At 75.5% G+C, this 13,194-nt stretch carries 14 protein-coding genes; 6 read left to right on the top strand and 8 right to left on the bottom strand.

Annotation, left to right across the window (positions count from 1 at the left end; translation table 11 throughout):
• Positions 1-17: 17 nt before the first annotated feature.
• The 6 genes from SJY06_RS14295 to SJY06_RS14270 form a co-directional block, all read right to left on the bottom strand.
• Complete coding sequence (locus SJY06_RS14295; RefSeq protein WP_380168211.1) at positions 18-1,058, bottom strand: hypothetical protein; 1,041 nt, start codon at positions 1,056-1,058, stop codon at positions 18-20.
• The gene (locus SJY06_RS14290; protein ID WP_380168210.1) at positions 1,042-1,635 is read right to left on the bottom strand and encodes an RNA polymerase sigma factor; all 594 of its coding nucleotides are present in this window, start codon (positions 1,633-1,635) and stop codon (positions 1,042-1,044) included. Before SJY06_RS14290 ends, SJY06_RS14295 begins: the two co-directional genes overlap by 17 nt.
• 140 nt (positions 1,636-1,775) lie before the next feature.
• Positions 1,776-2,549 carry a class F sortase gene (locus SJY06_RS14285; RefSeq protein ID WP_380168209.1) on the bottom strand — a complete coding sequence of 258 codons (774 nt, stop codon included), beginning with the start codon at positions 2,547-2,549 and terminating at the stop codon, positions 1,776-1,778.
• Positions 2,550-2,700: 151 nt separating this feature from the next.
• Entirely contained in the window at positions 2,701-3,507 is an 807-nt protein-coding gene (locus tag SJY06_RS14280; RefSeq protein WP_380168208.1) for a DUF4397 domain-containing protein, read from the bottom strand.
• Between the two features lie 172 nt (positions 3,508-3,679).
• Entirely contained in the window at positions 3,680-4,477 is a 798-nt protein-coding gene (locus tag SJY06_RS14275) for an ABC transporter permease (protein ID WP_380168207.1), read from the bottom strand.
• On the bottom strand, positions 4,474-5,409 hold the full coding sequence (locus tag SJY06_RS14270) for an ABC transporter ATP-binding protein (protein ID WP_380168206.1): 936 nt from the start codon (positions 5,407-5,409) through the stop codon (positions 4,474-4,476). The genes SJY06_RS14275 and SJY06_RS14270 overlap by 4 nt, the downstream gene beginning before the upstream one ends.
• A 63-nt stretch (positions 5,410-5,472) precedes the next feature.
• On the opposite strand from SJY06_RS14270, the gene SJY06_RS14265 reads away from it, so the two are divergent.
• Genes SJY06_RS14265 through SJY06_RS14240 form a run of 6 tightly spaced genes read left to right on the top strand, consistent with a single transcriptional unit; the run spans position 5,473 to position 10,921 of the window.
• On the top strand, positions 5,473-6,312 hold the full coding sequence (locus tag SJY06_RS14265; RefSeq protein ID WP_380168205.1) for a helix-turn-helix transcriptional regulator: 840 nt from the start codon (positions 5,473-5,475) through the stop codon (positions 6,310-6,312).
• Positions 6,309-7,745, top strand: coding sequence for a Fe-S cluster assembly protein SufB (gene sufB, locus SJY06_RS14260; RefSeq protein WP_380168204.1), 1,437 nt, complete (start codon positions 6,309-6,311; stop codon positions 7,743-7,745). The genes SJY06_RS14265 and sufB overlap by 4 nt, the downstream gene beginning before the upstream one ends.
• Positions 7,742-9,025 (top strand): Fe-S cluster assembly protein SufD, encoded by a 1,284-nt coding sequence (gene sufD / locus SJY06_RS14255; protein WP_380168203.1) that lies wholly within the window; start codon positions 7,742-7,744, stop codon positions 9,023-9,025. Before sufB ends, sufD begins: the two co-directional genes overlap by 4 nt.
• Positions 9,022-9,780, top strand: a complete 759-nt coding sequence (sufC, locus tag SJY06_RS14250) for a Fe-S cluster assembly ATPase SufC (protein ID WP_380168202.1) — start codon at positions 9,022-9,024, stop codon at positions 9,778-9,780. The genes sufD and sufC overlap by 4 nt, the downstream gene beginning before the upstream one ends.
• A gap of 10 nt (positions 9,781-9,790) precedes the next feature.
• The gene (locus SJY06_RS14245) at positions 9,791-10,228 is read left to right on the top strand and encodes a metal-sulfur cluster assembly factor (protein WP_380168201.1); all 438 of its coding nucleotides are present in this window, start codon (positions 9,791-9,793) and stop codon (positions 10,226-10,228) included.
• Between the two features lie 21 nt (positions 10,229-10,249).
• A complete protein-coding gene (locus SJY06_RS14240) occupies positions 10,250-10,921 on the top strand; it encodes an acVLRF1 family peptidyl-tRNA hydrolase (protein WP_380168200.1) in 672 nt (223 codons plus the stop codon).
• A gap of 85 nt (positions 10,922-11,006) precedes the next feature.
• On the opposite strand, the gene SJY06_RS14235 is transcribed toward SJY06_RS14240, so the two are convergent.
• Positions 11,007-11,636 carry an FMN-binding protein gene (locus tag SJY06_RS14235; RefSeq protein ID WP_380168199.1) on the bottom strand — a complete coding sequence of 210 codons (630 nt, stop codon included), beginning with the start codon at positions 11,634-11,636 and terminating at the stop codon, positions 11,007-11,009.
• A complete protein-coding gene (locus SJY06_RS14230) occupies positions 11,633-13,144 on the bottom strand; it encodes a ferric reductase-like transmembrane domain-containing protein (protein ID WP_380168198.1) in 1,512 nt (503 codons plus the stop codon). Before SJY06_RS14230 ends, SJY06_RS14235 begins: the two co-directional genes overlap by 4 nt.
• Positions 13,145-13,194 lie beyond the last annotated feature (50 nt).

Raw genomic sequence — 13,194 nt, 5'->3', positions numbered from 1 at the left:
TCGGCCGCTCGTCGGGCTCAGGTGGACAGGGTCCCGCGCAGCAGGCTCTCGCCGGAGTGCGTCGGGTCGCCGTCCAGCGGCTCCGCCGACACGTCGACCAGGGAGTAGGTGCCCACGTCGAGCCCGCGGGGCACGGTCAGCTCCACGGTGACGGCGCCCTCGCCGCGGTCGTCGACCGGACCGAGCGAGACCATCGCGCCCGTCACCGGGTCGATCAGCCACGCCTCGAGGAAGCCCTCCGTCCCGCGGTCGGGCAGCTGGTCGAGCCACACCTGCAGCACCCGGTCCGACGCACCCTCGGCGGGCACCCCGTCCGCGGCGGTCGCGGGCAGCTCTGCCAGCCGGGCCGAGCCGGTGACGGGGGTGCCGGCACCGAGGCCGAACGCGTCCAGGTCGGCCGCGGCCAGCACCAGCGGACCCTCCGGCGGCGCGGGGGAGGTGAGCGAGGTGACCAGGGCGGTGCCGGCGACGCCGACCGCCAGCCCGGCGGCCGCGACCGCCAGCAGCGGGGCGGCCCGTCGCCGGCCCGACGCGCGGGACCGGCGCCGACGCGCGACGTCGTCGGGTGCGGCGGCGCCGTCGGGTGCGGCGGTGCCGTCAGGTGCGGCGGTGGTGTCGGCGTCGTCCCGGGACGGCGTGCGCTCGGGGGGCAGGGCGCGCACCGGCCGGACGACCGCGGAGACGGGCCCGGACGTCTGGCCGCGGTGCGCCTCGGGTCGGGGGGTCGACGGGACGATGGACGGTCCGACGGAGGCGGGCCGGACCGCGGGGTCCAGGCCCAGCTCGGCGGCTATGCCCTGCCACACGTGCGCCGGCACGGGGGCGGTGGCCGTCGCGGCTCCCGTCGGCAGACCGGCCGTGCCGGCGGACGGGACGGCCGCGACGGCGGCGTCCGCGTCGTCGCGCGGGCCGCGCACGGTGCGGACGGTCCGGGCCAGGTCCTGCACGGTTGCGGAGCACTCGGCGCAGACCACGACGTGCAGCGCGGCCTCGTGGTCGAGCACGGGCTCACCCAGGGCCTGCAGCGCGAGCAGGTCGGGGTCAGGATGTTGCTGCACGACCCACCTCCAGGCTGTCGCGCAGCCGCAGCAGGGTGCGGCGGATGTGGCTCTTGACCGTGCCGAGCGGCAGACCCGTCCGCTCGGCGATCTGGGTGTGGGTGAGGTCGTGGAAGAACGCCAGCTCGACGATGCCGCGCGCGGGCTGGTCGATGTCGTCCAGCGCGTCCAGCAGGGTGAGCCGCTCGACGGTCTGCTCCGGCGCGTCGGCGGCGGGCGCCTGCTCGGGCGGCATCACGGCGCGGGCGGCGTCGACCTGCTTGGCCTGGCGGGCCCGCTGGTGCCAGGTGTCGGCGCAGACGTGCCGGGCGATGCCGACGAGCCAGCCGGCCAGGCCCCCCCGGGTGTGGTCGAAGGTGGCGCGACCGCGCCAGGCCCGGATGAACACCTGCTGCGTGGCGTCCTCGGCGTCGCCGGTGTCGGCGAGCGCGCGCAGGCTGATGCCGTGCACCAGGCCCGCCCAGCGCTCGTACGCCTCGGCCAGCGCCCACTCCTGCCCGGCGCAGAACGCCTGCGCCAGGACGGCGTCGTCGACCCGGTCGTGGGGTCGGGCGAGTCCCGGGGGCAGGTCAGGCACGGGTTCGACCGTACCGGCGGCGCGGGCGGGCGCCAGGGGATGAGCGGGTTCCACGAGTCTCAGGCTAGGGCGGGAGGGGGTGGCCGACACCTCGGGGCCCCGACGGCCGTGGAGCCGTCCGGGTGCGGTGGCGGCCAGGCTCATGCCCGGTCCACGGGGACCGCGGTGACCACGACGTTGTCGCGGTAGCTGCCGAGCTCGGGCTGGAACGGCCCGCCGCAGGTCACGACGACCAGCCGGTGCTCGCCGTCGCGGGCGAAGATGTCGTCGACCGGCAGCACGTCCTTGACCACGGTCTCGCGGCCCACGACCTCGTAGTCGTGCTCGGCGCCGGTCTCGTCGACGACCGTGACGACGGTGCCCACCTCGACCTCGCGCAGCTCGAACAGCGCCCCCGGGCCCTCGCCCGCGGCGTCGACGTGGCCGGCGATGACGGCGTTGCCCCGGTCGGCGCCCGCGGCGGGGCCGTAGCGGTACCAGCCGACCCGGTCGATCTCGGCCGGCACGACCATCGAGCCGTCGTCCTCCACGCCCACGGCGTCCACGACCGCGTCCACGCCGAGCTCGTCGACGACCAGCCGGGTGGGCGTGGGGTCGGCCTCGCGCGCCACGGCGTCCAGGGACGCGTCCCGCACGCCGACCTCGCCGTAGGGGGACGCGGCGGGCGGCTCCGCCGGCGCCGTCGGGGGGACCGGGGCGGACGACGCGGCGGGGGAACCCTCGGCCGTGGGCACCGCCGCGGGACGGGCCAGGGCCTGCTCCAGGGGGACCCCGGCGTCCGGCGCGGGCCGGGTGAGGAACCACGCCGCCGGTGACAGCACGGCGGCGACGGCGACCGCGGTCAGCAGCACGGTCCAGCGCGACGGTCCCCGGCGGGGCGGCCGGGTCTGGTCGGGCGGCGGCGTCGCGGTCACGGGGCGGTCCTCCGGGTCGGGGGTTCGAGGGCGGGTGCTGCGGTGGGACAGGGTGACGCGGTGGGACAGGGTGACGCGGGCCGGGGGGTCTGGTGCGACCCCCCGGCCCGAGCTGGTGCTGGTGGTGCTGGTGGTGCTGCGGTGCTGGTGCTCAGTCGCGCGAGCGGGCGGCCACGGCGCGCCCACCCAGCAGGACCAGGGCGCCGGCGCCGGCGAGGCCGACGAGCGCGAGCTGCCAGGGCAGCGCGTCCGAGACCAGGCCACCGGTACCGGACGGCACGCCGTCGGGGCCGCTGTGCAGGCCGTCGATGGTCTGCACGGCCAGGGCGAGGTTCTCGTCCTCGGCCGAGCCCCAGGCGAAGACGATGGTGTTGACGCCCTCGGCCACGTCGACGTCGGCCGGGCCGATGGCGACGGTGTCGGTGCCGGCCAGCGCCACGTCGGCGCTCACCGTGCCGGCCGGCAGGTCGACCGTGCCCTCGTTCGGGTTGGTGACGCCCTCGAACACGGGCTCGCCGCCGGCGCGGACGTCCACGGCCGGGGCCGCGGCGGTGTGGCGCGCCGTCAGCCGGCCCTCGCCGGCCGCGATCTCCGACACGTCGTTGACGAACGGGGTCAGGGTGGGTGTGCCGTCCTCGCCGAGGTGGGCCGCGACGGTGATGTTGGCGCCGGCCGGGACCGTGGCGCTGGCCTCGATGGCGGCGTCGTCGGCCTCGGGGTCGGCGCCGGCGGGGAACACCTGGAGGTCGTAGTCGCCGGCCGGCAGGGTCAGCGGGTCGGTGATGGTGCCGGGCTCGAAGTCCTCGAGGATGACGTCACCGTTGGCGTAGACGTCGACGACCAGGTCGGGCACGCCGTGGAAGACGGAGACCTGGGCGTCGGAGTCGGCGGCCGCGGCGGGGGCGGCGAAGGCGATCGGGAGCAGCGCTGCACCGGTGACAGCGAGGATGGTCCGCATGGTGGTCCCTTCGGTCGGTGTGTCGGTCGGGCGGCCCGGAGGCGCGACCCGGTGACCATCTGGTCACTGACACCCCCACTACCGACGGGCCAGGCGGAACGGATGCAGCCCCGCGCGACGTGCTCGTCCTGGGCTGCGCGCCGGACCCGGTGCCGGGACGCCGTGGGCCGGGTCAGTCCCAGCGCAGGGTGCGCCCGGCCAGCGCCGCCAGCACCGCGGTCCACCCCAGGAGCAGGAGCAGGGCGCCCGGTGCGAGCCGGCCGTCGACCAGCGCCGCCCGCAGCGCCTCGCCGAGGGCCGCGGTCGGCAGCAGGCCCAGCCCGGTCTCCAGCCCGGGGACCGCGCCGGCCCCCGTCGCGGCGACGGGCAGCACCAGGCCACCGCCGACCAGCACCGCCACCCAGACGAGGTTGGCCAGGCCGAGCACGCCCTCGGGGCGCACCGTGCCGGCCAGCAGCAGGCCCGCCGACAGCATCGCGGCGGTCCCCAGCAGCAGGGCCGGCAGCGCCGCCGCCACCCCCGCCGGGTCGAGCGGCACACCGAGGACCGCCCCGGCCAGGAGCAGCAGGACGACCTGCAGGGCCACCACGGCGGTCACCGCCAGCACCCGCGCCGCGACCAGACCGCCCCGGCCGAGCGGGGTGGTGGCCAGCAGCCGCAGCACCCCCGCGCGGCGGTCGAAGGCCAGGGCGATGGCCTGACCGGTGAACGCCGACGACACCACGGCCACGCCGAGCGCCCCGGCCAGGGCCGCCTGCGGCTGCGGCAGGGGCGAGAGGTCCGGCACCCCGGTCCGCACCACGCCGACGAGCACCGCCACCGGCAGCAGGAACGTCACCAGCAGCTGCTCGCCGTTGCGCAGCACGGCGCGCAGGTCCCAGCCGGCCTGACGCAGCACGCGTCGCCACCACGGCGCGGGACCGGAGGCCCGGCCGACCTGCCCGGGGCGGGTCCCGGCCGCGCTGCTCACGACACCCGCCGTTCGTCGCCCAGGCGCAGGACGAGCTCCTCCAGGCTGGGCCGGCCGACGGTGATGCCCCCGCGCGCCCCGGCGCCGGCCTGCCAGGAGGCGATGCTCACCAGGTCCTGCGGCCCGTGGGAGCCGTGCAGCTCGAACCGGCCGGGCTGCTTCTCGACCAGCACCGTGGCCGGGCCCAGCGCCGCCCGCAGGTCGTCGGCCGGGCTGCCGGGCGGCGCCTCGAAGCGGACGACCTCCTCACCGGTCACCCGGTCCGGCGGGCCGTCGGCCAGCACCCGGCCCTCGTGCAGCACGACCACGCGGTCCGCGGCGCGCTCGACGTCGACGAGGGTGTGCGAGGACCACAGCACGGCGCAGCCGTCGTGGGCGGCCTCCTGCACCAGGTCCAGCACCGACCGACGGCCCTCGGGGTCCAGCGCCGCGGTCGGCTCGTCCATGACGAGCACGTCGGGGTCGCCGACCAGCGCGCAGGCCACGGCCAGGCGCTGCCGCTCACCGGAGGACAGCCGGCGCACCGCGGTCCGGCCCACGTGGCCCAGCTGCAGCCGCGCCACCAGGTCGTCGGTGGCCCGCGGCGCGCGGTGCAGGCCCGCGTGGTGCTCCAGCACCGCCCGCGCCGGGGCGGCCAGGGGCAGGCCCAGGTCGGCCAGCACGACCCCGACCCGGGCCCGGTCGGCCGGGGTGGCGCGCCAGGGGTCGCTGCCCACCACCCGGACGGTGCCGCCGTCGGGGCGCCGCATGCCCGTCACGCAGTCCAGCAACGAGGTCTTGCCCGCCCCGTTGGGGCCGCACAGCGCGACCACCTCGCCCGGGTCGACCTGCAGGTCGACCCCGTCGACGGCGACGACGCGACCGCGCCGGGAGGAGTGCACCCGACGGAGGTCGCGGACGACGACCGGCGGTGCGGCGGGGGCGTGGGGCACGCGCCGATGGTACGAGCCGCGGCCCGAGTGGAGATCCGTCGGCATTTACGTCATGCTGCACGTGTGCAAATTGAGGGCGAGACGAGGCGAGAGGCCACCGACGCGCCGCGCGACCGCGTCTTCGCCGCGGTCCTGGAGCACGGACCCGTGTCCGCGGCGTCCGTCGCCGGTCGGCTGGGCGTGACCCCGGCTGCGGTGCGCCGCCACCTGGAGACGCTGAGCGACGAGGGGCTGATCGAGCCCCGGTCCGCCCCGACCACGGGGCGCCGGGGCCGGCCGGCCCGGGTGTTCGTGGCCACGGAGCGCGGCCAGGGCGCCGCCCGGGGCGACTACGACCTGCTGGCGGTCGCGGCGCTGGAGTACCTGGACGCCCACGTCGGCCCGGACGCGGTCCGCGACTTCGCCGAGCAGCGCTTCGGCGACCTGGAGCGTCGCTACGCCCCGGTGGTCGAGGCGGCCGGGCCCGACCCGCGCGAACGGGCCAAGGCCCTGGCCGGGCAGCTGTCGGCCGACGGCTTCGCCGCCAGCGCCCGCACGGTCGCCGTGTCCCCCCTGGCCGCCAGGCCCGGCGGGTCCCCGGTCGGCGGCGTCCAGCTGTGTCAGGGACACTGTCCGGTGCACGCCGTGGCGGCCCGGTTCCCACAGCTGTGCGAGGCCGAGACCCGCGTCTTCTCCCGCCTGCTGGGCGTCCACGTCCAGCGGCTGGCGACCATCGCCCACGGCGAGCACGTCTGCACCACGTTCGTCCCCACCCCCGACGTGCCGGTCCGGAACACATCCCGGCCCTCGCGTCTTGCCGCAGGGGAGCGGCGCACGAGAACCGCGGGCACCACGGCTGCGGGCACCACGACCGGTACGAGCACGACCACCACGAGCAGCACCGTCAGGAAGGACCTCCCATGACGACGTCCCCCGAGACCACCACGGCCCCCACCCAGGCCGAGCAGCTCGAGAGCCTGGGGCGCTACCAGTTCGGCTGGTCCGACTCCGACGTGGCGGGCAGCACCGCCCGCCGCGGCCTGAGCGAGGACGTCGTGCGCAACATCTCGGCGCTGAAGGACGAGCCCGAGTGGATGCTCAAGACCCGCCTCAAGGGCCTGTCCCTGTTCGGTCGCAAGCCCATGCCGACCTGGGGCTCGGACCTCACCGGCATCGACTTCGACAACATCAAGTACTTCGTGCGCTCGACGGAGAAGCAGGCCGCCTCCTGGGACGACCTGCCCGAGGACATCCGGGCCACCTACGACCGCCTCGGCATCCCCGAGGCCGAGAAGCAGCGCCTGGTCTCCGGCGTGGCGGCCCAGTACGAGTCCGAGGTCGTCTACCACCAGATCCGCGAGGACCTGGAGGAGAAGGGCGTCCTGTTCCTGGACACCGACACGGCGCTCAAGGAGCACCCGGAGCTGTTCAAGGAGTACTTCGCCTCGGTCATCCCGGTGGGCGACAACAAGTTCGCCGCGCTGAACACGGCCGTGTGGTCCGGCGGGTCGTTCATCTACGTGCCCCCGGGCGTGCACGTCGACATCCCGCTCCAGGCCTACTTCCGGATCAACACCGAGAACATGGGCCAGTTCGAGCGGACGCTGATCATCGCCGACGAGGGCTCCTACGTGCACTACGTCGAGGGCTGCACCGCCCCGATCTACCAGTCCGACTCGCTGCACTCCGCGGTCGTGGAGATCGTCGTGAAGAAGGGCGCCCGCGTCCGGTACACGACCATCCAGAACTGGTCGAACAACGTCTACAACCTCGTCACCAAGCGGGCCGTGGCCGAGGCCGGCGCCACCATGGAGTGGATCGACGGCAACATCGGCTCCAAGGTCACGATGAAGTACCCCGCCGTGTTCCTCATGGGCGAGCACGCCCGGGGCGAGACGCTGTCGATCGCCATGGCCGGCGAGGGCCAGCACCAGGACGCCGGCGCCAAGATGGTGCACGCCGCGCCGCACACCTCCAGCTCGATCGTCTCCAAGTCGATCGCGCGCGGTGGTGGGCGCACGTCCTACCGCGGCCTGGTCCAGGTGCTCGAGGGCGCCCACCACAGCGCGAGCAACGTGCTGTGCGACGCCCTGCTCGTGGACACCATCAGCCGCTCCGACACCTACCCCTACGTCGACGTCCGCGAGGACGACGTCCGGATGGGCCACGAGGCCACGGTCTCCAAGGTGTCCGAGGACCAGCTGTTCTACCTCATGTCGCGCGGCATGCCGGAGAGCGAGGCCATGGCGATGATCGTCCGTGGCTTCATCGAGCCGGTCGCCCGCGAGCTGCCCATGGAGTACGCCCTCGAGCTGAACAAGCTCATCGAGCTGCAGATGGAAGGGGCCGTCGGGTGACGACCAGCACCACTGACCACAGCACCACCAGCACCACCGGTACGGACGGTGAGGCCGTCGAGGCCGCCCTGGCGGCGGTCCGGTCCTACACGGACTCGACCGTGCCGGACGTCAGCCGGGCCGACCGGGTCCGCTCCGGCGACCCGGCCGACTTCGCCGTGCCGACCGGGCGCGAGGAGGAGTGGCGCTTCACCCCGATGCACCGGGTGCGCGAACTCTTCGAGCCGGCCCCGGCCGGTCAGGACGCCGTGTCGGTCACCGTCCGCACCCAGGACGAGGCGGTCGAGGTCTCCGACCACGACGCGGCGCACGCCCTCGCCCGGCCCGGCGACCGCGTCGCGGCCGTCGCGCAGCGCACGGCCCCGGTGCGGCGCACCGTCCGCGTGCCCGCCGAGCACGAGGTGGCCGAGCCGGTCCTCGTCGACCTCAGCGGGACCGGCGGCCGTGGCGCCGTCGACCTGGTGGTCGACGTGGGCGCGTTCAGCAAGGCCACCGTGGTCCTCGACCACACCGGTGACGCCGTCTTCGCCGGCACGGTCGGCATCCGGGTGGGCGACGGCGCCAACGTGACCGTGGTGTCGCTGCAGTCCTGGGACGGCACGGCCACCCACGTCGGCCAGCACGACGCGGTCCTCGGCCGCGACGCCACCTTCCGCCACGTCGCCGTCAGCCTCGGCGGGGACCTGGTGCGCCTCGACGTCAACGTGGAGTTCACCGGCCCCGGCGCGTCCTCGGAGTGCTTCGGGCTGTACTTCGCCGACTCCGGCCAGCACCTCGAGCACCGGCTGTTCGTCGACCACTCGGCGCCCACCTGCACCAGCAACGTCGTCTACAAGGGCGCGCTGCAGGGCAAGGACGCGCACACCGTGTGGATCGGCGACGTGCTGATCCGCAAGGAGGCCGAGGGGATCAACACCTACGAGCTCAACCGCAACCTCGTCCTGACCGAGGGCGCGCGGGCCGACTCCGTGCCCAACCTCGAGATCGAGACCGGCCAGATCGAGGGCGCCGGCCACGCCAGCGCCACCGGCCGGTTCGACGACGAGCAGCTGTTCTACCTGCAGGCCCGGGGCATCCCGCCGCTGCAGGCCCGACGCCTCGTCGTCCTCGGCTTCTTCGCCGAGGTCCTCCAGCAGATCGGCATCGAGTCGGTCCAGGAGCGCCTCCTCGGTGTCGTCGAGCAGCGGCTGCAGGACGCGGCGCTGCTCGACCGCCCCGACGAGACGACCGTCGACCTCGCCACCGACCGTTCCGCACACCTCCAGGAGTTCACGTCATGACCACACTCGAGATCCGCGACCTGCACGTCAGCGTGACCGCCGACGGCGAGGCCAAGGAGATCCTCAAGGGCGTCGACCTGACGATCCGCTCGGGGGAGACCCACGCGATCATGGGGCCCAACGGCTCCGGCAAGTCGACCCTGGCCTACTCGATCGCCGGGCACCCCAAGTACGAGGTGACCAGCGGCAGCGTCACGCTGGACGGCGAGGACGTCCTGGCCATGAGCGTCGACGAGCGCGCCCGGGCGGGGCTGTTCCTGGCCATGCAGTACCCGGTCGAGATCCCCGGCGTGAGCGTCAGCAACTTCCTGCGCACCGCCAAGACCGAGGTCTCCGGCGAGGCCCCCGTCCTGCGCCACTGGGTCAAGGACCTCAAGTCGGCCATGTCCGGGCTCAAGATGGACCCCGACTTCGCCTCCCGCAACGTCAACGAGGGCTTCTCGGGCGGGGAGAAGAAGCGGCACGAGATCCTGCAGATGAAGCTGCTGCAGCCCAAGCTCGCGATCCTCGACGAGACCGACTCGGGCCTGGACGTCGACGCGCTGCGCGTGGTCAGCGAGGGCGTCAACGAGGTCAAGGCCGAGACCGGCCTGGGTGTGCTGCTCATCACCCACTACACCCGCATCCTGCGCTACATCACGCCCGACTTCGTCCACGTGTTCGTCGACGGCCGGGTCGCGGAGCAGGGCGGCTCGGAGCTGGCCGACCGGCTCGAGAACGAGGGCTACGACCGCTACGTCACCGCCGGCGCCTGAGGAGGACGACATGACCGAGACCCCGCAGACCCCCGTGGCCCCGCAGGCCTCGCCCACCCCTGCGGCCTCGCCGGGCCCCGTGGACGCGCCGACCGGCCAGGTCGACGTGAGCACCCCCTCGGCGGCGCCGTCGGCGACGCCGGTGGACGCGGCCGACGTCGAGGAGGCCATGCGCGACGTGGTCGACCCCGAGCTCGGCATCAACGTCGTCGACCTCGGCCTGGTCTACGGCATCCACGTTGACGCCCAGAGCAACGTGGTGCTCGACATGACGCTCACCAGCGCGGCCTGCCCGCTGACCGACGTCATCGAGGACCAGACCCGCAACGCGCTGGCCCCGCTGTCCGCGTCGGCGACCATCAACTGGGTCTGGATGCCGCCGTGGGGTCCCGAGAAGATCACCGACGACGGTCGCGAGCAGCTGCGCGCGCTGTCGTTCAACGTCTGAGCGGGTCGGTCCGGGCCTCGGGTGAGCGGTAGCCGCTTCCTCGAGGTCTCGCCGCCCCGGCTGCCGGGCTGGGTCGCGCGCTACGTCGCGGCCCGCCCCGGCGCCGTCCGAGCCGTCGTCACGTCCACCGGGTTCGACCTGGTGGGTGACGACGGCTCGCTCGCGTCGCTGGGGCTGCTGGAGGCCGGGGGCTGGGACGCGGACGTCCCCGAGGCGGCGGTCGAGGGCGCGTCCCAGGTGGCTCCGGAGCCGCTGGCCGCGCGGCTGGCCGACGAGGCCGGCCGCAGCCGCACCCTGCTCGTGTGCCTGGTGCGCCGGGGCGGCTGGAGCGTGGGGGTGGTGCGCGACGGGAGGGTGCTGACCGGCAAGACCGGCCGTCGCTACGTGCAGGGCACGACCGCCGCCGGTGGCTGGAGCCAGCAGCGCTTCGCCCGCCGCCGGGGCGGGCAGACCGACAAGCTGGCCGACGACGCCTCGTCGGCGCTGACCCGGATGATGGCGCAGGCCCCCGGGGCGACCGGGGTCGTCGTGGGCGGGGACCGGCGTCTGGCGGAGTCCGTCCTGGCCGGCACGCCGGCGCACGCCCTGCCCGTGCTCGGCCCGATCGAGGTCGGCGAGCCGCGCCGGGCCGACCTGGACGCCGCGGCTGCCCGCGTCCTGTCGGTGCGGGTGACCGTGCACGACGCCCCGTGACCGGGGCCGCGACGCCCAGCCCCACGACGCCCGGCCGCACGACGCCCGGCCCCACGACGTGTGCCCTCGTCGGCCGTCGGTGCCCTCAGGCTCCGGCCGCGGCGTCGAGGGCCGACTGGAGGGACTGCAGGTAGGCCTCGCTGGTGTAGGTGGCGCTGCTCACGGTGTCGACCTGGGCCGACTGGGCCTGCAGGACCGCCTGCCGCAGCCGTGGCGCCGCGGCGGCGCTGATCCCGCGGGACCGGTCGTCGGCGTCGGTCAGCTGCAGGGGCACCACGTCCAGCAGCACGCCGTCCTGGACCACCACCTGCACCTGCACGTCGCCGAAGCGGGTGGGGACCACGGCCCCGTCGACGGTCACCGGTGCGGGCGGCGGCGGTGGGGTCGGGGTGGTGCTCGGCGTCGGCGCGGTCACGACGACGGGTTCGGTCGCCACGGGTTCGGTCGCCACGGGTTCGGTCGCCACGGGTTCGGTCGCCACGGGTTCGGTCGCCACGGGTTCGGTCGCCACGGGTTCGGTCGCCACGGGTTCGGTCGCCACGGGTTCGGTCCTCACGGGTTCGCTGGGGGCCGGCTCGGTCGTGACCGGGGCGGCGGACACCGTCCCGACCGCGACCGGGGGGGCCAGCAGCGTGGGGGAGGCCCCCAGGTGCCAGGCGGACCCCAGCAGCGCGAAGGAGGCCGCCGCGGTCACGGCCGCCGCGGGCACCCTCACCAGGAGAACCGCTCGTCGTGGACCTGGGCCGCCGGCACGCCGTTGCGCTCCAGGGAGCGCCGGACCAGGTCCGTCCACGCGGTCGGGCCGCAGACGTAGACGTCATGGTCGCGCACGTCGGGGACGAGCTGCCGCAGCGTGCGGGCGTCACCGCCGTGCGCCGCCCCTGCGGGCAGCCACGAGCCGCGGGCCCGGGCGCCCGCGGCCACGAGCAGCCGGAACCCGTGGCGCCGGTGCAGCTGCTCGACCTCCGCGCGCAACGGCGCCGACCCCGAGGCGGGCACCCGCAGCAGGACCGTGACGTCCGCGGCGACGTGGTCGGGGCCGGTGACCAGCTCCTCGAGCAGGGCCCGGACCGGGGTCACGCCGATGCCGGCGGCGACCAGCAGGACCTGTCGACGGGTGCGTCGCTCGGTGGTGAACGCCCCGTACGGGCCCTCGACGGCGACCGCGGTGCCAGGACGCAACCGGGCCAGGCGCGCCGAGTGGTCGCCGAGGCCGGTGGCCACGGTGATGCGCACCCGCCGGCCGTCGGGGGCGGCCGAGACCGACCACGGGTGGGCCGCGGCCCAGAGCCCGGGCGTGAGGAACCGCCAGTTCAGGTACTGCCCCGCCCGCAGCGGCAGCCGGTCCAGCGCCCGGCCGGTCATCACCACCGACACCACGCCGTCACCGAGGTCCTCGACCCGCTCGACGACGAGCCGGTGACGCAGGGAGCGCGCGACCGGCAGGAGGACCCGGAACAGCACGACGGCCCCCGCGGTGAGCAGGTACGCACCGAGCCACACGCCCTGGGCCGGCCGGCTGCCGGCGATGTCGGTGCCGGTGCTCAGCTGGTGCGGTACCGACAGCACCACCGCCGCGTAGGCGAGCAGGTGCACCAGGTGCCAGGTCTCGTGCCGGACCCGGCGGCGGGCCGCCCGGACCGACGTCACGGCGACCACGACGAGCCCGGCCAGGGCCAGCGACGCGGTCACCATGTCCGGCATCGCCCCCTGCCACAGCCGCCACAGCTCGACCACCCAGCCGCTGGTCCAGCCCAGGCCGTCCAGCACGGCGTAGCCCACCAGCAGGGCCGCGGCGTGGGCCAGCAGCAGCGGCAGGGCGATGGTGCTCAGCCGCCGGTGCGCGGCCAGGGCCCGGTCCTGGCCGTAGGTGCGGTCCACCCAGGGCAGCCGCGCGGCGAGCAGCAGCTGCAGCAGCAGCAGCGCAGTGCCCAGCAGGCCCGTCAGCCGACCCAGGGCCACCAGCGCGCCCGGGGCGCCCCCGCCGACGAGGTCGCTGCCGCCCCCGCCGCGCAGGAACAGCGCCAGGACGCCGACCAGCAGCAGGACGGCAGCGGCCTCGAGCACGTCCGCCCGGCCGGCGCGGGACCGGCGACGCCGCACGACGTCCGGACGCGCCTCGAAGGGGGACGCGGCCGCGGCCCGGGCGAGGCTCGGCTGCGGCCGAGGGGCCGGCGGGCGGTCCTGCCGCGGTCCGCGCCGCGCGGTGGTGCCTGCGCTCATGGTTCCCTCCCTGGGCGCCCGGTCGGCCCGGACGCTGGTGCCACGGTGAC

Source organism: Jannaschia sp. R86511, from assembly GCF_042466345.1.
Lineage (GTDB): Bacteria > Actinomycetota > Actinomycetes > Actinomycetales > JBBAYJ01 > Aquipuribacter.
Note: the sequence above shows the minus strand (reverse complement) of the source record. Positions and strands in the feature narration are given on the sequence as shown.